The organism is Acinetobacter sp. ANC 4178 (assembly GCF_004331175.1).
Classification (GTDB): Bacteria; Pseudomonadota; Gammaproteobacteria; order Pseudomonadales; family Moraxellaceae; genus Acinetobacter.
In genome coordinates this window covers 417134-436150 of record NZ_SJOD01000002.1, presented here as the reverse complement: position 1 = coordinate 436150, position 19017 = coordinate 417134, and the positions used below count along the sequence as shown (strand labels likewise).

Below are 19017 nucleotides of genomic sequence, written 5' to 3'. Positions count from 1 at the left end.
TGCAAATCAATTTATATTGAAGAATATGAATGATTTTAGGGGTCAGACGCAACAGCGCTGAAGGAAATTTTGGAAAATTAGAGCATTACAATGCCTGCATATCAATTTACCGCCATTGATGCTTTAGGGAAGCAGCAAAAAGGCGTGCTAGAAGGTGATTCGGCACGACAAATACGTCAGCAGCTACGTGAGAAATCGCTTATCCCGATTAGCGTCGATCCTGTAGAACATAAAGCCAAGCAGCAAGGATCGCGCTGGTTTCAAAAAAATATTACTGCCTATGATTTAGCTCTTTTTACCCGTCAATTGTCAGTGTTGGTGGCTGCGGCAATTCCACTGGAAGAAGCTTTGCGAGCCGTTGCCAAACAAAGTGAAAAAGCCCATGTGCAACAATTAATTGCGTCGGTTCGCTCCAAGGTTTTAGAAGGACACTCTTTAGCCAATGCTTTGCAGCAATCTGGGCGTTTTCCCGAACTTTATCGTGCAACAATTGCGGCAGGTGAGCGTTCTGGACATCTGGATTTGATTTTGGAGCAATTGGCAGATTACACCGAGAATCGCTTTGCTATGCAAAAGAAAATTCAAGGTGCCATGATCTACCCAATTATTTTAATGCTAATGTCTTTTGCGATTGTGATGGGCTTGATGACCTACGTGGTTCCCGATATTGTCAAAACCTTCGATCAAAATAAAGATGCTCTCCCTTGGATTACAGTTGCCTTGATGAAAGCCAGTGCCTTTATTCGTGTGGCTTGGCCTTTTTTAATCATTGTAATCGTGTTGGGGATTGTATTTCTTTTACGGTTTTTAAAGAGTACAGCAGGACATTATGCTTTTGATCGTTTAACACTCAAATTGCCATTATTTGGTAAGTTATCGCGTGGTATTAATTCTGCACGCCTTGCAAGTACGTTATCTATTTTAACCAAGTCGGGTGTACCACTGGTAGATGCATTGCGCATTGGTGCTGCGGTCAGTAGTAACTGGGTGATTCGTGATTCGGTGGATTTGGCGGCTGAAAAAGTCACAGAAGGGAGCAATTTGGCAACCCAACTGGAGCGCAGTGGTTATTTCCCCCCGATGATGGTACAAATGATCAAAAGTGGCGAAGCCTCAGGTGAGTTAGATCGCATGTTGGAGCGTGCTGCTACCATGCAAGATCGAGAAGTCACAACCCTAATTTCGACGTTATTGGCATTACTCGAACCGCTCATGTTGGTGTTAATGGCCAGTATTGTATTGGTGATTGTGATTGCAGTGATGCTGCCGATCGTTAATATGAACAATATGATTTAAAGAATATAAAGATTGAAAAGTGAGTGGTTGAATGCAAGTGAATAAATATCAAACCAAACAATCGGGTTTTACTTTAATTGAAGTGATGGTAGTGATTGTTATTTTAGGGGTGCTGGCTGCGCTGATTGTACCGAATGTCATGGGACGTGGTGAGAAAGCCAAAGTGGACACCACGGTGATTACCTTAAAAGGGGTTGCGGGTGCACTGGATCAATATAAATTAGATAACGGTAAATACCCATCAATGCAAGATGGCGGTTTAGATGCATTAGTGAATCAACCTGCGTCGGCAAAAAACTGGATGCAAGGGGGCTATGTTAAAGGTGGCTATCCAAAAGACAGTTGGGAAAATGATATTCAGTATATTAGCCCGGGTGCTGAAGGGCGCGCTTTCGATTTATATTCATTTGGTGCCGATGGTAAAGAAGGTGGTGAAGGGACTGATGCCGATATTTATTATCAGCCTTAAGCAATATCGCCTAAGTTAATCGATGAAAATTATCACTTTATATAATTGAGTACTTCAATTAAAGATAAAGTGATAATCTTTCTTATTTATATATTTAAATACAAGTATTTGAATTGAAACAAATAAATATAATAAATGGTTTTTGAGAGTTATAATAATAATTATTCCTAACCGTAATGTTTACAAAATTTGTCAAGTATGTAGATAAATAAACTTTTTATTTAAAAAAAACCTAGCATAATGATTTTAAGAACAAAAATGTGATGGGGAATAGAATGAAAGCATTCGTTTTATCAGATGAAATCACCCAATTTCATTGGGCGATGCTGAAATCTGTTCTATTGATTTTAACAGTATTGCCGATGATGAATGGGGCAGTGACTTTATGGCAAGGTACCGAAGGCAGTAGCCAGATTATGATTGGCTTTTTTGCCTTGAGTGTTATGAGTGCGTGGTTAGTGGTATGTTTTATGAGTGCGCTCAAAGCAACCGTCTGGCAGTCTCAAAGTCTCCATTCTGTCATTGAACAAAAAATATTTTCTGTTTATCGTTATGTGCCGATGCTGTTTTTATCTAGCTTGGTGGCTTATTTCGCCAGTCAGTTTACATCCATGTTTTAATCGATTCTAGATTTCTGGAGTTTGATTAAACTTCAGAATAAAAAAAGGGAGATTTCAAAATCTCCCTTTTTATTAGCGTCTGCTTTTAAATGAGACATCAACTTTTCGTGGTCGGAAAAACCAACCCATAATTAAAAGTAGCGCTGAAAATCCGAGGATTGGCCAGTCGCTTAGACGATTGTAGAGTGTCTGACCTTGCATTGCAGGTAAGTCCCCGCGTAGTACTGTGCGTTGATCAATCGGTGCTTGGCGTACAATATGCCCTTGATGATCAATAAAAGCTGTGATGCCCGTATTGGTGGCACGAATAAACCAACGCCCATTCTCTTTGGCACGCATTTGCACCATTTGCAGATGTTGCCAAGGGCCTGCCGTACCTGTAAACCATGCATCATTGGAAACGGTCACAAGGAAGTCACTGTTGCTGGCATTCCGTCGCGTCAGATTCGGATACGCCACTTCATAGCAAATTGCTGCCGCTAAGTTATGTTGTTTAATGTGTAAGGGTTGCTGATCGGATGCCCCACGTGAGAAACCGCTCATAGCGGGGTCATTTTGTAAGGCAGGTAAGACCCAACTCAACATACCTGATAAGGGAATATATTCACCAAAAGGCACCAGACGTTGCTTTTTATAGAGTCCTTCGGATTGGCTGCCCAAAGCCATGATGCTGTTATAAAACATCGAGCTGCCTTGTTGCTGAGATGCTTTTAAATCCCAATAAGGAATTCCTGTGACCCATCCCGTGCCCGTTTTTTGCGCTTGAACTTTCATGGCATCCAAAAATGGCTGAATGTCGGTTTGGAACATTGGAATAGATGATTCTGGCCAAACGATTAAATCACGTCCCCATTCACTACGACTGAGTCCTGCATAAATCATTAAGGTTTGGGTTTGGTATTCGGTGAGCCATTTCAAGTCTTGCGGAATATTGCCTTGAATCAGAGAAACCGAAAGAGATTTTTCATTTTTGGGTTGAACAAACTGTAGTTGTGCAGCCCCCCAAGCCCCGAGCAGTAAAATCAGAGAAGGAACCAACCAGAATAGGCGTTTATTTAAGATCTCGACTAGCGCACAGGCCAGAATGATGACGACGAAAGATACCCCGAATACGCCAAACAATGGAGCATAGCCGTCGAGGAAGCGTTCGGTAAACGCATAGCCGACAAACAACCAAGGAAAACCTGTAAATACCCAAGTTTTCGCCCATTCAAAAAATACCCAAAGTGGGGCAAAGGTTAAAGGTGTTTCAGGGAAAAATCTGCGATATATCCAAGTTTGTAGTGCAGTGAAGAGACCCATGACCAGTGCCATGATGGCAATCATGAGTACACTGAGCACGGCACTGGTATCGCCGTAGACATGGATGGAGGTGTAGAGCCAAAAAGCGCCGACAAACCATAACCCAAAACCATAACCCCAGCCAATGAAGAATGCTTGTTTAGCTGAACGCTGACGCAAGCAGGCATAAAGTAAGGCGGGGGAAAGTAGGGCAATCCACCAATAATAATAAGGTGCCAAGGAAAAACTCAACATGGCACCCGAGCAAAGGGAAATAATAAAAGGTAAAATCATGGGTAGCTGTTTTTGTTGTTGTGAAGACGTCAACAGCGCATGAAAGTATGTTCTCATTTAAGGACAGCTCGAATCAGATGAATAGTACGTGCATCTGCTTCTACAATGGTAAATTCCCAATCGCCAATTTCAATCACTTGACCTTGTAAATCGCTCACTAAACCAATTTCTTGAAGCAATAAACCGCCCATAGTTTCTACTTCATCATCAGGAAAATCAGCATCTAAAAGATTGTTAAAGTGTTCGATTGGTGTAAGTGCTTGAACTAACCACGTATTAGCCGTTTTCGGGTCATCATCAGGCACAATATAGGAAGCTTCTTCATCGACCATGTCGTGTTCATCTTCAATCTCACCCACAATCTCTTCCAGAATATCTTCGAGTGTAACCAAACCTGATGTGGTGCCATATTCATCAATCACCACAGCAATATGCGTTTGGGTGTTTTTCAGCATACGTAACACTTGGTCAGAGCGTGCACTTTCTGGCACAAACAAAGGCTGACGCATCAACACACGAATATCGACTTTGCTGGCTTTTTCGGTCAAAAAAGGCAGTAAATCTTTCGCCAACAAAATGCCGACCACATTATCGGGTTGATCTGACGAAAACACAGGAAAACGTGAGTGCGCTGATTCAATCAAGACATGCAAAATATCGAGTAATTCATCATCTTCTTGCAGGCTGATCATGGCTGTGCGCGGCGTCATGACTTCGCGGATTTTAGTCGCAGGAAGATCGAATACACCTTCAAGCATCGCAACCGTATCTGGCTCTAAAAAACGACGTGAATCTTGTACGAGTTTGAGCAATTCGTCGCGAGTTTCTGGTGCAGTTCCTAACCACTTTCTTAAGCCACGCATGCCCCACGACGGGCTGGATTCATCGTGCATGATCTTTCCTAAAGACTCTAGATATGAAAAAAATTATTTTCATCATACCTTAGAAAATGCAGATGTCTATGCAAAAAGTACTGCAAAATATGAATGTTATCGTCATCTTTTACTGAACTAAATCGGTTTAAACTTTAAACTCCACGTTTATGTTTAGCTTGTTAAACAGATAAGCGGGGGAGGCGCTGCTGTGTCATTTCGAGTTTATGTTAGAATAGCGCTGAAAATTTATGAAGAGTGCCTAGATGTCTGAATTCTCTGTTACCCCGACCCTGCAATTAAATACCCGTGGATTACGTTGTCCTGAACCTGTGATGATGTTGCATCAAGCCATTCGTAAATCTAAATCTGGGGATGTGGTAGAGGTATTTGCAACAGATAATTCGACTTCGTGGGATATTCCTAAATTTTGTATGCATTTGGGGCATGAGCTGTTGTTGCAAGAAGAACGCTTAGACGAAAATGGCAATAAAGAGTTTCATTATTTGGTGAAAAAGGGCTAAGGTTTAAGCATTAGAATCTTAAAATTGAGCCTAATAATATGAGTTTAAAACAATAAATACAGCTCATTTTAGGACATGAAAATGAAAAGTATATTTCAATGCTTAGGAGTTGTTATTTTTGCCTTATCGGGCGCAATCGTGTGGGCAAAACCCTGTGAAATTCCTATACAAACCATGAATGTTGCAGGTTTAAAGGTTGGGCAAAGCATCAGTGCATTTCAAAAGCTCCACCCTACAGCCAAACCCGTGGTGTTAGGGGGAAATAATTACCAATTAGAGTTTGCCGATGGAACTGACGATCAGATTAAAAAAACAGGCGTGAGTTGGGTTCAGCATATTCGTTATGATCCAGATACGAAAATGATCACTTCATTTAGTTTAAGCTTTCTGGACGGGCCAATCGCAAGCTATGCGACCGATCTGGAACTTTTTAAAAGTAGAATTCTCAAAAAATTTAAAGTTGCCCAAAAAGGTTGGGTGCAAGAAAAGAATAAATACACCTATCAATGTGATGATTATCGAATAGAGATTCATCAGGACTATGGTGCGGAACATACAGCCATCGGGCCAACAGTTATGGTGTTGAGTCAAAAATCGGATATGTTTTAATAAAAAATCCCCTCATAGGGAGGGGATTTTTTATGGATTATACATTACATATTTGGATAGTTCGGACCACCGCCACCTTCTGGCGTTACCCAAGTGATGTTCTGTGATGGATCTTTAATATCGCAAGTTTTGCAATGAACACAGTTCGCAGCGTTAATTTGGAAACGTTTTGAACCGTCATCATTTTCCATGATTTCGTAAACACCTGCAGGGCAGTAGCGCTGAGCAGGCTCATCCCATTTAGGTAAGTTCACGTTCACAGGAATTGATGCATCGGTCAGTTTCAAATGTGCAGGCTGGTTTTCTTCATGCACAGTGTTTGAAACGAACACTGATGACAAACGGTCAAAAGTCAATTTGCCATCTGGTTTTGGATAGTTAGGCTTAACTGTTGCTGCATCAACGGTTTTTAATGTGCTGAAGTCAGGTACTAAGTCGTGCAGTGTAAATGGCACTTTAAATACGTTTTGGTCGATGAAGTTAAATGCACCACCGCCGAACGTGCCAAATTTATGCATCGCTGGACCAAAGTTACGCGCGTTGTATAACTCTTCTTTTAACCAGCTGTTGTTGAATTTTTCAGTATAAGCTGTGAGTTCTTTGGCGAAGAAGTCTTCACCTTCGGTTACACGGGCAATCGCAAGATCACCACCTTTTTTAACGCCAGCCGCAATTGCTTCAAATACTGCTTCGCCACACAACATACCTGATTTCATGGCAGTATGTGAGCCTTTAATTTTGGCGAAGTTGAGGAAGCCTGCATCATCACCAATTAAAGAGCCACCCGGGAAAGTGAATTTAGGCAAAGAGTTGAAACCACCTTTTACCACGGCACGTGCGCCATAAGAAATGCGTTTGCCACCTTCCAAATACTGTTTCACCAGTGGGTGAGTTTTCCAGCGTTGCATTTCTGCAAATGGGTACATATGTGGGTTTTCGTAAGATAAATCCACGATCATGCCCAAAGTCACTTGGTTGTTTTCGGCGTGGTATAACCACCAACCACCAGAAGAACCTGTTTCACTTAAAGGCCAACCAGCACCGTGCATCACCAAACCAGGTTTGTGTTTTGCAGGATCGATTTCCCAAAGTTCTTTAATGCCGATACCGTAGTGCTGTGGGTCTGCATCTTTGTCCAAATCAAATTTGGCGATCAAACGCTTACCTAAATGACCACGACAGCCTTCAGCAAAAATGGTGTATTTGGCATGCAGTTCATAGCCTGGAGTAAAGTTATGGGTAGGTTCACCATCTTTACCAATGCCCATGTCACCGGTTTGAATACCTTTTACCGTACCATCTGCATGGTAAAGCACTTCTGATGCGGCAAAGCCCGGGAAAATCGAAACTTCAAGTTCTTCGGCTTTTTGACCTAACCAGCGAACGACGTTGCCCAGTGAAATTACATAGTTGCCGTCATTGTGCATGGTTTTAGGAACCATCCAGTGCGGTGCTTCTTGTGCTTTTTCAGGCGACATCAAGAAATAGGTTTTATCTTCCGTTACAGGAACATTTAAAGGCGCACCTTCTTCTTTCCAATTCGGGAATAATTCGTTAATTGCACGTGGTTCTAGTACAGCACCTGAAAGAATATGCGCACCGACTTCGGAGCCCTTTTCTACCACACAAACGGATAAATCAGATAAGTTGTTTTCAATCGCAAGTTGACGAATTTTGATCGCAGCAGAAAGACCTGCAGGGCCTGCGCCTACGATAACGACGTCAAACTCCATCGATTCACGTTCGATGTGTTCCATGTAGGACTCCTCATATTACTTAAAGGTGGCAACTGTATGACTCTTTACAGTGCTGCCATGAGTGTTCTTAAATAGTCAGCACAACTGGATTATCATGCCTTTATATATTGTGGGCTAGTATAGTTTTAAACCGTGGTCTAGCCAATTGGCTGAATCATAATATTTTTACGTCATGTAGGCATTAATTCATGGTAAATCAAACTAATTCCAACAATCCGACGAATAATACAGCGAAAAATGATGATAAAAACTTAATGAGTATTGCACAATACTTAAAAAGTGCACAGGGCGGTCACAAAAGGTCAATCCCTCCTTTAGCGCAATGGCAGCCAAAGCATTGTGGCAGAATGGATTTGAAGGTTTTAGCTAACGGAGAATGGTGGCACGAAGGTCAATTGATTAAGCGCCAGTCCTTACTAGACTTGTTCTCTAGTGTGCTTTGGAAAGAAGAGGGGCGGTTTTATTTAAAGACACCTGTAGAGCAAATTGAAATCGAGGTTGAAGATGAGCCCTTGTTCGTCAATCAAGTTGACTCTACAGTCATTGCAGGCAAAAAATATATTCAATTCACCACAACCAATGATGATCTGATTATTGTGGATGCTGAACATCCCATTTTTATGCGTGAATTTGCAGGTGCTTTGCGCCCATATGTGCATGTGCGCTTTGGAATCAATGCCTTAATTCAGCGTTCAGCCTTTTTTCATCTCATTGAAATGGGGGAACTGCTTGAAAATGAGCAAGGTGATACCATTTTAAGCCTACAAAGTGGCGATTTTCACTTGCAATTGGGCACCTGAGGTTTAAGCTTTGTTCATTCTGGTCTTTCTTTGTAAATAGTGTGTTATGACAGCCATTCATCCGATTTACCCCTTAGTTGATCCCATGCCAAAAGCGCAATCAGATGCCCCTATTGGAATTTTTGATTCAGGTATTGGTGGCTTATCGGTGGCACAGGAAATTGCACGCTATTTACCGAATGAACGCATTGTCTATTTTGCTGATACCGCGAATGTGCCTTATGGTCCACGTGAGGATCAGGAAATTCGTGAACTGACGGCACGTGCGATTGAGTGGTTGTATCGACAAGGCTGTAAAATTGCTGTGGTTGCTTGTAATACCGCTTCGGCTTTTAGTCTGGATTATTTACGTGAGCATTATGGGGAAGATTTCCCGATTATTGGTTTGGTTCCTGCGTTAAAGCCTGCGGTGCTGCAAAGCCAAAGTAAAACCGTTGCAGTGTTGGCAACACCTGCGACATTTCGTGGCAAGTTAATTAATGAGGTAGTACAGCGCTTTGCTATCCCTTCTCAGGTGAATGTTTTAGCCGTGACGTGTTTAGAGCTAGTGCCTTTTGTTGAAAGTGGTCAGCAAATGAGTTCTGCCTGCTTAGATACCTTAAAACGCATTTTACAACCCGTAGTCGATCAGGGTGCGGACTATTTGGTATTGGGATGTACGCATTATCCGTTCTTAAAGCCTGCAATTGAGTCAATTTTTGGGCAAAAAATGACATTAATTGACTCTGGATATGCCGTTGCTCGTCAAACATCCCGTATTTTGTTAAAAAATGAGTTATTATTTGAACAGAGACGGAAGGATGGTTTACCACGCATAGCATGTTATGTCAGTGGAAATAATGCCAAGCATTTAGAACCGATTGTGCAACATCTGATGCAACCTGATTTGAGTTGGAGCATTGCCAATATTGTCATGAAATAAATGCAGAACAATAATCCGTTTTAGAACTTGAGTATCAATATTAAAAATTGGGGTTGTCATACTGTAAGACTTTGATTGCGGTATGCAGAAGAAAAGGTGAGGATAACCAATGATCGATAAGCGTTATCAGGTATTTATTTCGACTTCTGGGGCAGATATGCAGCCAGAGCGCATGATTTTGTCTCAAACCTTAGTGGGCATGGGTTTTTTTTCTTGGGGACTGGAGCAAAGAACACCCTTAAGCACCGCTTTTGCACGCCGTCAAATTGATGATTGTGATTATGTGATTATACTTTTGGGCAGCCAATATGGCGAACAGTCGGTTTCTGGTGTGGGCTATATGCATCTGGAATATATTTATGCTGTGACCAAGCAAAAACCTATTATTGTCTTTATGCATGAAGACCCTGCCTCGCGTGATCCTGTTTTACATGACCAAAAACCAGAACTAAAAGAAAAATTTAATGAGTTTCGTAAACTGTTACAGCAAGAAGTTGATCAGGTCTTTACGTATCGGACTTTGCGCGACTTAGAAATGGCCGTGCGTTTGAATATGACGCAAATGTTGGAACGTTATCCAACCACGGGGTGGGTGCGACCACAAAATACACAAAAATTACATGATGAAATTGATCGTCTTAAAGCCAAAATTAGTCAGCTAGAACGCGATTTAGGCACACGTGAAGTTGACCCATTTTTAACCTTGCCGAAAGTGGCAATGAATGAAGCCTTTAGTTTTGAATATCGTGTCCATGCTTATCAGGATGGCAATTTTAAAGAGCTTAAGATTCAGAAAACCCTCACATGGGCACAACTCTTGGCAGTATTGGGCAGTACCTTTTTAAATCCAACACCCGAAGAATATTTTTCTAAACGTATGAATGAATATTTAAATGAGATTGGATTGGCCGATGCACGCATCGAAATGCCTCGTGCACATGCGGTTGCACGTGCACAAATCAATATTCGTGCATTACATAATATTAAAATACAGATGCGTCAAAACGAATGGATTAGTCCAGCTGGACGAGATGATCGCCAACGCATGTTATGGAAATTAACTCAGAAAGGGCATCATTTAATAGAAAGTCATTTGCTTTCGGATAATCGTGTTTCTCTATAGAAATAATTGTATTTATTCGTATTTCATTTCATTGAAAAGTTGTTAAAGTGGGTGGGTTGAATTGGAAATGAAGGTCAACTCATGCTTGCGGAAAAAGCAAAAATCACCGTTATTTTAGCCAATTTGGGTACTCCCGATGCACCCACTGCACCTGCGGTCAGAAAGTTTTTACAACAGTTTCTTTCTGATCCACGTGTGATTGAAATTCCAAAGCCATTATGGCAAATCATTTTACGGTTATTTATTTTACCGTTTCGTCCGAAACGTGTCGCACACGCTTATGCCAGTGTGTGGTCCGCAGATTCTCCCATGCGTGAAATTTTATTGGCGCAGGTAGAACAAGTTCGAGCGACCTTAACGAAAGCGTATCCAGAGTTTGAGTTAAACGTGGTTCCTGCTATGAGCTATGGTCAACCTGGAATGGACGCGGTGCTTGAAGAAATGACCCGAAATCCGCAAGATCATATTATTTTATTGCCACTTTTTCCGCAGTATTCTGCGACTTCGACAGCCCCTTTATATGATTTATTGGCTCAGTGGATGCAGAAACAGCGTAATTTGCCCGGTCTTTCGATTGTGCGTGATTATTATCAGCATCCTTTGTATATCCAGTCTTTAGCCCAAAGTGTGAAAGAATATTGGGCAGAACATGGTCGCGCGGAAAAGCTCTTGATGTCATTCCATGGCATTCCGCAGCCTTATGCTGATAAGGGAGATCCTTATGCAGACCGTTGTCGAAAAACAGCCCAATTATTGGCTCAGGCTTTGGATTTAACCGATGAAGAATGGGCCATTAGTTTCCAGTCACGTTTTGGTAAGCAGGAATGGGTCAAGCCGTATACGGATCAATTATTACAAGATTGGGCTGCACAAGGGATTAAGTCAATACAGATTATGAGTCCTGCATTTTCTGCCGATTGCCTAGAAACTTTAGAAGAACTTGCCATTCAAAATGCTGAATTATTTTTATCATTGGGTGGTGAGCAATATGCGTATATTCCTGCCTTGAATACACGTGAAGACCATCTACAATTGCTCTTGTGCTTATTGCAAGCTAATCTTGATGGTTTAAAACAAACATTAGCATTTGCCTAACAGAGACCTGAGATTATGCTTCAAGTAAAAATTGTACCTGTGACTGCATTTCAGCAGAACTGTTCTATTCTTTGGGATTCTGAAAGCAAAGAAGCCGTCCTGATTGATGCAGGGGGTGAACCTGAGAAATTACAGGCAGAAGTTGAAGCATTGGGGTTAACGGTAAAAGCGTTGTGGTTAACGCATGGGCATTTAGACCATGCGGGTGCAGTGGGTACTTTGAGTCGCATTTGGAGCGTCCCGGTCATTGGTCCACATAAGGAAGATCAATTTTGGCTAGATATGCTCCAAGAGGTCTCCGAACGTTATGGTTTTCCAATTCCCGAAAAAGTTGAAGTGACACAGTGGCTAGAAGGTGGAGAAACATTGCACTTGGGCGAGCAAAGCTTTGAAGTCCGTTTTGCACCCGGTCATACGCCTGGGCATGTCATGTTCTATAACGCAGACTATGGTTTGTTGTGGACAGGGGATGTATTGTTTAAAGGCTCGATTGGGCGTACAGATTTCCCACGCGGCAATCACCAACAGTTAATCGATTCAATTCAGCGCGAATGTTTTAGCTTACCTGATGAAACGCAATTTATTTCTGGGCATGGTCCTCTCAGCACAATTGGTTTTGAAAAACAACATAATCCTTTTGTGGCAAGTCAAGCAGGCTAATTTTCTGCACAGGGGATGATGGGCGAATCAAAGAGAACATCCGCGTAAAATGCAATGTGGTTGAATGGTGTATCGATTCAATTGTATGGATAAAAAATGGGAGTTATTTACTCCCATTTTTTATATGTTCGGTACATCGAAGCGCATTAATTTCTAAACGGATCTATTTTGTATTGTTTTTTCTCGAGACCAAGTAGAAGGGTTGCAATTGCCAGTAGAATGCCCACGCCCATGATCATCATGTCATGAGTGAATAGGCTTAGCGTCACTGCACATAAAGTTAAAACGATAAGGAGATAGAAAAAAAACTTTAAAGCCAATTCTTTCATGGGAGGATTCCACAATGTTTCAAAAATGCAGCAAACTTAACAAATTGTTACTTGATGCGTAAAAGTTTATGAATTATAGGAGAGTTTTTGGGAAAATCTAGATAAATATTAAAAAAATGATAACTGTGATGCATTTATTTGTTAAATTTTGAGGCAGTAGGATGAATTCTTCAACTAAGCATAGTCTTTGCTCAATCAAGTGGCACGATCAATCAAATGGCATCATCACCCTGTTGAGATGAAGAAAATTGACTTAAATTTTAAAAATGAGATATACAGCCTAAATTTTTGATTGGACATTAGGCTGTAATATTGAATCAGACCATCCGTGAGTAATGAACTGTATAAGGGCTATTTTCGAAATGGATTTGCAGAAAATTGCTTGCTTTCTAAACCCAATAAAATGGCTGCAATTGCCAGTAAAACCCCAATTCCAACAAACATAAGATCTTGTGCGTAAATTGCCAGTATAAAACTACACAATGTAAAGACAATAGAAAGATAGAAGAATATTTTTAAGGCTAATTCTTTCATGGGAAATTCTCAAAATAGGACACAGCACAATATAAAAAAAAGAATAGAATGATTCTCATTATTTATATTATGGTGCCAAAAAGGCACCTGTGCAAATAATAATCATGTATAAAATAATTAATGATTTGTATGTCGTTATGATGAATTGTAAAAATAAAACCTTATTCTTCTGAGTTTTCTGCCTGTGGCGCATCTTCAGTGGGTAATTGATATTCGTCACTTGCCCAAGCACCTAAATCAATCAGCTTGCAACGCTCAGAGCAAAATGGTCGATATGGATTGCCTTCCCAAGTTGAAGGTTTACCACAACGCGGGCAAGCAAAGGTCTTCGGCATAAGAGGCTCCAGTGAAATAGGTAGGAAGATTTGGTCAAAACTTTGTGCAGTGTTAGACTGGCGCAGATTTTCCTTAGTTTGATCTGATTATGCCGATTCGTCAATTTCAAGCACAGTACATGCATGCCCCACGTGATTTTATCATGATTGATTCAGCACCAATTTGTGTAGAAATTGGTGCGGGTAAAGGCAAGCATGCTTTGTTGTTTACTCGTGAGCATCCTGAAAGCAAGTTGATTGCCATAGAACGCACGCGTGAGAAGTTTGTGGCGATGCAAAAACAGCATCAACTGGAAGGGCAGACAAATTTACAGACGGTGCATGCCGATGCCTTACCTTGGGTTGTGCATGCCTTAGCCCCACAACAAGTTCAGCAATTCTTTATTTTATATCCGAATCCAGAGCCGCATAACCCTGCGCAGCGCTGGTTGAATATGCCATTTTTCGAATTACTGTTGTCCCGACTACAAGTGGGCGGTCAGATTACTTTAGCCAGTAATATTCCAGAATACATCGCCGAAGCAGAACAACAACTACAAGAGGTTTGGAAACTGCCTTATGTGAAAGAGGTCATTGTTTCTGATTCAGCACGGACTCATTTTGAGATTAAATATTTGGAGCGTGGTGAATTATGTCAGCAATTATTGATTCAAAAACCCGAGTATTACCGCACGCGCTTTGATGATTTTCAGGCTTTGGCAGGGGTAAATATGCCTAAACCAAATTCTGCCGATGCACAAAGTGATGCATAAGTCATGAAAAAAAGAATTGCGATTATCGGTGCAGGTCCTGCGGGCCTAATGGCTGCCGAGGTGTTAAGCCAGTGGGATTATGATGTACATGTCTATGAACAGAAACCGTCTGCTGCGCGCAAGTTTTTAATGGCAGGGAAGACAGGGCTGAATATTTCACATGCTGAGCCGTTTGAGCAATTTATTCAGCGTTATGATCAGTTCGAATGGCTTGAAAATTGGATCCGCCGTTGGGATGCAAGTTGGATTCAAAATTGGATGCAGGATTTAGGGGTCGCATCCTATATCGGGTCTTCAGGGCGTATTTTTCCGAAGGAAATGAAAGCAGCGCCCTTACTCCGAGCATGGTTAAAACGTTTAACCGAGCAGGGCGTACAATTTCATTACCGACATTCGTGTTTAGGGATACAGTCTCATACGGTAAAAATTAAAGATTTGCTCCAGCAACGTGAATTTAGTGAAGACTTTGATGTCATTGTGCTGGCGTGTGGCGCCGTCTCCTGGCCGCAACTGGGCAGTGATGGACAGTGGCAGCAATGGCTCGCGCCAGAACAATTAAATCCATTTCAAGCCAGTAATGCTGGGGTTGAACGAGAATGGTCTGCCTTTATGCAAACTGTGTTTGGGCAACCGTTGAAGCGGGTTATTGCTTGGGTCGATGCTGCGGAAAAGAGTCAGGGCGATATTGTCATCACTCATTATGGCTTGGAAAGTGGGCTGATTTATAAACTGGGGCGAGCTTTAAGACAGCAATCTAAAATGCAGTTGGTGCTTGATTTATTGCCTGAGCTGAGTCATGCACAATTGGTAAAAAAATTACAACCGAGCAAGAAACAGTCTTTAAGCAATGTTTGGCGTAAAGCGGGGTTAGACGCAGCAAAGGCCAGTTTAGTTCGTGAGTTGGTGCAGAAAGCAGATTGGCATGACCCTGAAAAATTGGCACAGCAAATTAAGCAGTTGCCGATTCCTTTAACCCGTTTTCGTCCCATTGAAGAAGCTATTAGTTGTGCAGGTGGTGTGAAACGTGAAGCTTTAACCAGTCATTTGCAGTTACAGCAACAACCACAGATTTTTTGTTGTGGTGAAATGCTAGATTGGGATGCACCCACAGGCGGCTATCTCTTAACCGCGTGTTTCGCGACAGGACGTGCCGCAGGTGAAGGGGTACATGAATATTTGGCTTCACATGAAAAAGCGATGTAAAGCCAGAGATAGACATGCTAGTTTAAAACTCTTTCATTCAGAGGGCTGAACTGATGTCACAACATTGTTATGCTGGAAGCTGTTTATGCGGTGCAATTCGTTATGAAGTGAGAGGTGAAATTGGCGATATTGTCCAGTGTCACTGCCAACGTTGCCGTAAAGCCAATGGTACAGCTTTTGCCACCAATGCCCCAATTAAGAAAACAGATTTTCAGATTGTGCAAGGTGAACAATTCCTGAAAGCTTATCAGTCGACTGCAACCACACAGCGTTGCTTTTGCAGTGAGTGCGGTTCGCCGATTATGAGTATTAAAACGGATACACCTGAATATTATCGCTTACGCCTTGGCACGTTGGATACCACATTAACGCAAAAACCGACGATGCATATTTTTGTCGATTCTAAAGCAGAATGGGACAGCATTCAGGATGAATTGCCACAATACAGTGAACGTCCTTAAATTCATTTGTAGTGTTAAAAAAACCAGATGACAACATCGTTACATCTGGTTTTTTAGTTTAAATAGTTAACTTGCTGTACAGAAAATCTCAGTTAAGACTTACTTTTCTCGGCTGGTTCATATTGCGCCTCCCAATGATCCAATTGTTCTTGTGCATGCAAGAATTCACCCAAGCCTTTAATGTTGTCGGGTGTGGAGTTGGGAATATCTTGTGAAGCCTTGCTATTTTGATTGATTAACTTGGCTTGGTTTTCCCAATATTGCGCCATTAATCCTTGAATATAGCGACCTTGTTCGGTTTTTAAATCTAGCGCTTTCAGCATGGTTAATGCCGATTGGATATTGTCCTGCTTGCGGCTACGGGCAAATTCATCGGTGAGGCTGCCATTGTCGCGCATTTTAATCAGTTCATCTTCCATGGCATCACTCATCTCACTAAAACGACGGTCATAATCGACCAGAAGTGAAATGTCATGTTGATCATTCGCAGTTTTTGGAAACTCCTTAATCGGTGAAGATTCCAGTTCCTGCATCATCCGATCTTCTGAAGGATCAGGGGCATCATTTTCATTGTTTTTGCTGCATGCGGTGAATAGCAGGGTGCTACAGAGCAGTGGGAGCAAATAAGCTTTAAAGTGCTTCATGTTAGTTATCCTAAAGAGTATTTGGTGCTGTTTTCTTAAAGTTATAGGCGTGGGTTAAATAAGGAAACGCAATTTCATCCTGTGCGGTCTTGCCTGTGTAATCGGCAACAATCTGTTCAAACTGCATTTTTAATTGCTGTTGTTGCTTGATTGGCATTGCGGCAATAAAACTGGTCGAGAGCAACCGTCCAGACACAACGTCTTCGACGCGTCCAATGTGGCGTTGCTGAAATGTTTTGACTTGATCGAACTCGAATAAACATTGCTGTTCAAAGGCGTGTTGCCATTGTCCGCTATGAAAACGAGGTGTATTGCCTTCGAGCGGTTCGAGCACATCTGCCAATGCTTTGACCCAATCCACTTGAATATCCCGTTGGTTCCAGACCAAGCCCAGTTGACCTCTAGGTTTTAAGATCCGATAAATTTCATTCAGGCTATCAATATTGGCAAACCAGTGAAAAGATTGCGCACAAATAACAGCATCGATACTTTCTGATTCAATGGATAACTGATCACTGCTGGCGTGTAAGGTAGAAATCTGGGGATAGGCTTGCTGTAATTGTGCCAGCATTTCTGCAATTGGTTCGACGGCAATGATATGGGGTGTCACCTGTTGCAGATAAGGGAGAAATTTTCCTGTGCCTGAACCCAAGTCGACCACTGCTGATTGCGCATCTAAATTTAATTGTTGTTGTAACCAAGTCACGATTTGTTGTGGATAATTTGGACGGACTTGTTGATAAAGTTCAGCGGCAGAACTGAAACCTTGTTGTGCGGCAGGATGAAGTGATTGTGTCATATTTTGCGCTTTTTTATCTGCTGTGCATCTATAAAATAACATAGTCCTTTCCGAGTGATCTTAGCAAGCGTTGGCAGGACTTGTTTTTCTAATACATACATCTGTTGAAGCATACGTTAAAATGTTGCCACGGATTTGTGATGCCGTAGATTTATTTTGTTGTTGATTGTGATTCAGATGAGATCGACACATTCTCCTACATAGACAGCGTAATAAATAGCTGGTCTATGAAATTTTATTGATACAAAAAATTAGGGCCGATTTGTTTCGGTGTGGACATGGATAAACACATTATTTTTGAAGACGAACAAATTCGCGCTATTTTTTTAAAAGGTTCGTCTGACGAGTTAGTTTTTTCTTTTGGTGACTTAATTACTCGTGCCAAAGGACTTGCAATCAATGCGGAAAAATCATTAGCCAAATTTGAGTTTAATGTCATTGGCATTATGCCTAAAGAAAAATCATGGTTTCCTGCGGAGTCCATGCACAATCTGTTACTTGCCATTGAAGACGTGATTGCGCCGTTTCAAAAACGCATTGGTTATGGCGGTTCAATGGGCGGTTATGCTGCGATTAAATATTCCAAGCTCTTGGGTTTAAGCCGTGTGGTGTCTTTGGTGCCGCAATATTCAATTGACCCTGAGGTGATTGAAGACAGCCGCTATAACATGTTTTACCATGCAGAACTCAATGCCGATATGCAGGTTCAGCCACAGGATATTGCCGCGGATTGTGAATATATTGTGGTCTATGACCCTTACTGCCCAGAAGACCGCGCGCACTTTGTTGAATTGGAACAGGTTATTCCAGAAATTAAAGTGCTGAACTTGCCATTTACAGGCCATGATGCGATTGCCGTATTGGCAAGCTCCGAACTGTTGAAAGATTTTCTAACCCGCGAATTTGACAGTGTTTATTTCTATCAAAAAATTCGTCAGGTGAAAAAAGGCAGTAAGTTTTATTACCGTAAAGTAATTGAAACCCTGTTGCCGCATCATCGTCGTTCACTGGGTAAAATTCTCAGAAATAATGATATGCAGTTGGATAGCCAGTTCTTTGATGTCAAACTAAAACAAAGCATTATTCGTCAGTTACTCAGTAACCGTCAGGTCAGTGAACAAGATCTGTTGAAACTGGGTATTCAGGTCAATCTGCCGCAGGAAAGTAACAGTCAGTTGCTCGACAGTTTTGGGCATGGTCTGGTGTTTAACATGATTAGCCAGAAAATTGAAAGCTATGCGCAAAATGCGATTAACCTGAACCATAAGTTCCTGATTCCAATTTTTGCCAAAGGCACAGGGCTGGTACAGATTAGCCTGAACGATGAACGCTATGTGATTGCCATGAACGACCGCCATGTGATGAAACTGTTCAAAGAGCAGGATGAATTGTCTGCGGGAATGCATCCGTTGGTGTTAAAAAAATATAGTGATTATTATTTGTTGAGTTACAAGCAGTTTAACCTTAGCAGTGATGAATATGGCGGCAATGATTTTGTGGAAGATACGCCTGAAACTGCCAAGTTTATGACTCAACCCGAAGAATCGGAAGAGGCAGAATAAGCCTGAAAATTAGGTGAATCTTATTTGATTTACATGGCTTGATTTTTAACCAGATTGCGTTAAGATCGAAAGAGTG

At 41.6% G+C, this 19017-nt stretch carries 22 protein-coding genes; 14 read left to right on the top strand and 8 right to left on the bottom strand.

Annotated features, from left to right (window positions below; translation table 11 throughout):
* Positions 1-90 precede the first annotated feature (90 nt).
* The 3 genes from gspF to E0H87_RS06375 all read left to right on the top strand — a co-directional run bounded on the left by gspF (position 91) and on the right by E0H87_RS06375 (position 2385).
* Positions 91-1296, top strand: a complete 1206-nt coding sequence (gene gspF, locus E0H87_RS06385; protein ID WP_131322830.1) for a type II secretion system inner membrane protein GspF — start codon at positions 91-93, stop codon at positions 1294-1296.
* A 31-nt stretch (positions 1297-1327) separates the two neighbouring features.
* Positions 1328-1765 (top strand): type II secretion system major pseudopilin GspG, encoded by a 438-nt coding sequence (gene gspG / locus E0H87_RS06380; protein ID WP_131322829.1) that lies wholly within the window; start codon positions 1328-1330, stop codon positions 1763-1765.
* A 275-nt stretch (positions 1766-2040) separates the two neighbouring features.
* Positions 2041-2385, top strand: coding sequence for a hypothetical protein (locus E0H87_RS06375; RefSeq protein WP_131322828.1), 345 nt, complete (start codon positions 2041-2043; stop codon positions 2383-2385).
* A 72-nt stretch (positions 2386-2457) separates the two neighbouring features.
* Here the strand turns inward: E0H87_RS06375 and lnt are convergent, their stop codons facing one another.
* Positions 2458-4017: an apolipoprotein N-acyltransferase gene (lnt, locus tag E0H87_RS06370; RefSeq protein ID WP_131322827.1), complete on the bottom strand. Its 1560-nt coding sequence runs from the start codon at positions 4015-4017 to the stop codon at positions 2458-2460.
* Entirely contained in the window at positions 4014-4853 is an 840-nt protein-coding gene (locus tag E0H87_RS06365) for an HlyC/CorC family transporter (protein WP_131264064.1), read from the bottom strand. The genes lnt and E0H87_RS06365 overlap by 4 nt, the downstream gene beginning before the upstream one ends.
* A 245-nt stretch (positions 4854-5098) precedes the next feature.
* On the opposite strand from E0H87_RS06365, the gene tusA reads away from it, so the two are divergent.
* Together tusA and E0H87_RS06355 are read left to right on the top strand one after the other, a co-directional pair.
* Entirely contained in the window at positions 5099-5356 is a 258-nt protein-coding gene (gene tusA / locus E0H87_RS06360) for a sulfurtransferase TusA (protein WP_131322826.1), read from the top strand.
* Between the two features lie 81 nt (positions 5357-5437).
* Positions 5438-5965 carry a hypothetical protein gene (locus tag E0H87_RS06355; protein ID WP_131322825.1) on the top strand — a complete coding sequence of 176 codons (528 nt, stop codon included), beginning with the start codon at positions 5438-5440 and terminating at the stop codon, positions 5963-5965.
* 44 nt (positions 5966-6009) lie between these two features.
* Here the strand turns inward: E0H87_RS06355 and E0H87_RS06350 are convergent, their stop codons facing one another.
* A complete protein-coding gene (locus E0H87_RS06350; RefSeq protein ID WP_131322824.1) occupies positions 6010-7722 on the bottom strand; it encodes an electron transfer flavoprotein-ubiquinone oxidoreductase in 1713 nt (570 codons plus the stop codon).
* Positions 7723-7910: 188 nt separating this feature from the next.
* Here E0H87_RS06350 and E0H87_RS06345 point away from each other — a divergent pair, with 188 nt between their 5' ends.
* From E0H87_RS06345 to E0H87_RS06325, 5 genes are all read left to right on the top strand, one after another.
* Positions 7911-8522 (top strand): DUF1285 domain-containing protein, encoded by a 612-nt coding sequence (locus tag E0H87_RS06345; protein ID WP_131322823.1) that lies wholly within the window; start codon positions 7911-7913, stop codon positions 8520-8522.
* Positions 8523-8568: 46 nt separating this feature from the next.
* Positions 8569-9444, top strand: coding sequence for a glutamate racemase (gene murI / locus E0H87_RS06340; protein WP_131322822.1), 876 nt, complete (start codon positions 8569-8571; stop codon positions 9442-9444).
* Between the two features lie 109 nt (positions 9445-9553).
* The gene (locus tag E0H87_RS06335; protein WP_131322821.1) at positions 9554-10567 is read left to right on the top strand and encodes a DUF4062 domain-containing protein; all 1014 of its coding nucleotides are present in this window, start codon (positions 9554-9556) and stop codon (positions 10565-10567) included.
* An 81-nt stretch (positions 10568-10648) separates the two neighbouring features.
* Positions 10649-11662 (top strand): ferrochelatase, encoded by a 1014-nt coding sequence (hemH, locus tag E0H87_RS06330; RefSeq protein WP_131322820.1) that lies wholly within the window; start codon positions 10649-10651, stop codon positions 11660-11662.
* A gap of 15 nt (positions 11663-11677) precedes the next feature.
* Positions 11678-12322 carry an MBL fold metallo-hydrolase gene (locus E0H87_RS06325; RefSeq protein ID WP_131322819.1) on the top strand — a complete coding sequence of 215 codons (645 nt, stop codon included), beginning with the start codon at positions 11678-11680 and terminating at the stop codon, positions 12320-12322.
* A 146-nt stretch (positions 12323-12468) separates the two neighbouring features.
* On the opposite strand, the gene E0H87_RS06320 is transcribed toward E0H87_RS06325, so the two are convergent.
* The 3 genes from E0H87_RS06320 to E0H87_RS06310 all read right to left on the bottom strand — a co-directional run bounded on the left by E0H87_RS06320 (position 12469) and on the right by E0H87_RS06310 (position 13520).
* Entirely contained in the window at positions 12469-12651 is a 183-nt protein-coding gene (locus tag E0H87_RS06320; protein ID WP_131322818.1) for a hypothetical protein, read from the bottom strand.
* 351 nt (positions 12652-13002) lie between these two features.
* A complete protein-coding gene (locus E0H87_RS06315; protein WP_131322817.1) occupies positions 13003-13185 on the bottom strand; it encodes a hypothetical protein in 183 nt (60 codons plus the stop codon).
* A 161-nt stretch (positions 13186-13346) separates the two neighbouring features.
* Positions 13347-13520, bottom strand: a complete 174-nt coding sequence (locus tag E0H87_RS06310) for a DNA gyrase inhibitor YacG (RefSeq protein WP_131322816.1) — start codon at positions 13518-13520, stop codon at positions 13347-13349.
* 83 nt (positions 13521-13603) lie between these two features.
* Between E0H87_RS06310 and E0H87_RS06305 the strand changes: the two genes are divergently transcribed.
* From E0H87_RS06305 to E0H87_RS06295, 3 genes are read left to right on the top strand one after another with little or no spacing between them, the layout of a single operon-like run.
* Positions 13604-14272, top strand: coding sequence for an SAM-dependent methyltransferase (locus tag E0H87_RS06305; protein ID WP_171458351.1), 669 nt, complete (start codon positions 13604-13606; stop codon positions 14270-14272).
* A gap of 3 nt (positions 14273-14275) precedes the next feature.
* The gene (locus tag E0H87_RS06300; RefSeq protein ID WP_131322814.1) at positions 14276-15475 is read left to right on the top strand and encodes a TIGR03862 family flavoprotein; all 1200 of its coding nucleotides are present in this window, start codon (positions 14276-14278) and stop codon (positions 15473-15475) included.
* A gap of 53 nt (positions 15476-15528) precedes the next feature.
* Entirely contained in the window at positions 15529-15936 is a 408-nt protein-coding gene (locus E0H87_RS06295; protein ID WP_131322813.1) for a GFA family protein, read from the top strand.
* Positions 15937-16028: 92 nt separating this feature from the next.
* Here the strand turns inward: E0H87_RS06295 and E0H87_RS06290 are convergent, their stop codons facing one another.
* A complete protein-coding gene (locus E0H87_RS06290; protein WP_131322812.1) occupies positions 16029-16580 on the bottom strand; it encodes a hypothetical protein in 552 nt (183 codons plus the stop codon).
* 10 nt (positions 16581-16590) lie between these two features.
* Positions 16591-17379: a class I SAM-dependent methyltransferase gene (locus tag E0H87_RS06285; protein ID WP_131322811.1), complete on the bottom strand. Its 789-nt coding sequence runs from the start codon at positions 17377-17379 to the stop codon at positions 16591-16593.
* A gap of 278 nt (positions 17380-17657) precedes the next feature.
* On the opposite strand from E0H87_RS06285, the gene E0H87_RS06280 reads away from it, so the two are divergent.
* Positions 17658-18941, top strand: coding sequence for a hypothetical protein (locus E0H87_RS06280; RefSeq protein WP_131322810.1), 1284 nt, complete (start codon positions 17658-17660; stop codon positions 18939-18941).
* Positions 18942-19017 lie beyond the last annotated feature (76 nt).

What these genes read in the sequence shown, in the direction of transcription:
- hemH (WP_131322820.1), top strand. Translation starts at nt 10,649, where the DNA reads ATGCTTGCGGAAAAAGCAAAAATCACCGTTATTTTAGCCAATTTGGGT.
- E0H87_RS06320 (WP_131322818.1), bottom strand. Translation starts at nt 12,651, where the DNA reads ATGAAAGAATTGGCTTTAAAGTTTTTTTTCTATCTCCTTATCGTTTTA.
- murI (WP_131322822.1), top strand. Translation starts at nt 8,569, where the DNA reads ATGACAGCCATTCATCCGATTTACCCCTTAGTTGATCCCATGCCAAAA.
- E0H87_RS06375 (WP_131322828.1), top strand. Translation starts at nt 2,041, where the DNA reads ATGAAAGCATTCGTTTTATCAGATGAAATCACCCAATTTCATTGGGCG.
- E0H87_RS06325 (WP_131322819.1), top strand. Translation starts at nt 11,678, where the DNA reads ATGCTTCAAGTAAAAATTGTACCTGTGACTGCATTTCAGCAGAACTGT.
- E0H87_RS06280 (WP_131322810.1), top strand. Translation starts at nt 17,658, where the DNA reads ATGGATAAACACATTATTTTTGAAGACGAACAAATTCGCGCTATTTTT.
- E0H87_RS06365 (WP_131264064.1), bottom strand. Translation starts at nt 4,853, where the DNA reads ATGCACGATGAATCCAGCCCGTCGTGGGGCATGCGTGGCTTAAGAAAG.
- E0H87_RS06285 (WP_131322811.1), bottom strand. Translation starts at nt 17,379, where the DNA reads ATGACACAATCACTTCATCCTGCCGCACAACAAGGTTTCAGTTCTGCC.
- gspG (WP_131322829.1), top strand. Translation starts at nt 1,328, where the DNA reads ATGCAAGTGAATAAATATCAAACCAAACAATCGGGTTTTACTTTAATT.
- E0H87_RS06295 (WP_131322813.1), top strand. Translation starts at nt 15,529, where the DNA reads ATGTCACAACATTGTTATGCTGGAAGCTGTTTATGCGGTGCAATTCGT.
- E0H87_RS06315 (WP_131322817.1), bottom strand. Translation starts at nt 13,185, where the DNA reads ATGAAAGAATTAGCCTTAAAAATATTCTTCTATCTTTCTATTGTCTTT.
- lnt (WP_131322827.1), bottom strand. Translation starts at nt 4,017, where the DNA reads ATGAGAACATACTTTCATGCGCTGTTGACGTCTTCACAACAACAAAAA.
- E0H87_RS06290 (WP_131322812.1), bottom strand. Translation starts at nt 16,580, where the DNA reads ATGAAGCACTTTAAAGCTTATTTGCTCCCACTGCTCTGTAGCACCCTG.
- gspF (WP_131322830.1), top strand. Translation starts at nt 91, where the DNA reads ATGCCTGCATATCAATTTACCGCCATTGATGCTTTAGGGAAGCAGCAA.
- E0H87_RS06355 (WP_131322825.1), top strand. Translation starts at nt 5,438, where the DNA reads ATGAAAAGTATATTTCAATGCTTAGGAGTTGTTATTTTTGCCTTATCG.
- E0H87_RS06335 (WP_131322821.1), top strand. Translation starts at nt 9,554, where the DNA reads ATGATCGATAAGCGTTATCAGGTATTTATTTCGACTTCTGGGGCAGAT.
- tusA (WP_131322826.1), top strand. Translation starts at nt 5,099, where the DNA reads ATGTCTGAATTCTCTGTTACCCCGACCCTGCAATTAAATACCCGTGGA.
- E0H87_RS06300 (WP_131322814.1), top strand. Translation starts at nt 14,276, where the DNA reads ATGAAAAAAAGAATTGCGATTATCGGTGCAGGTCCTGCGGGCCTAATG.
- E0H87_RS06310 (WP_131322816.1), bottom strand. Translation starts at nt 13,520, where the DNA reads ATGCCGAAGACCTTTGCTTGCCCGCGTTGTGGTAAACCTTCAACTTGG.
- E0H87_RS06350 (WP_131322824.1), bottom strand. Translation starts at nt 7,722, where the DNA reads ATGGAACACATCGAACGTGAATCGATGGAGTTTGACGTCGTTATCGTA.
- E0H87_RS06345 (WP_131322823.1), top strand. Translation starts at nt 7,911, where the DNA reads ATGGTAAATCAAACTAATTCCAACAATCCGACGAATAATACAGCGAAA.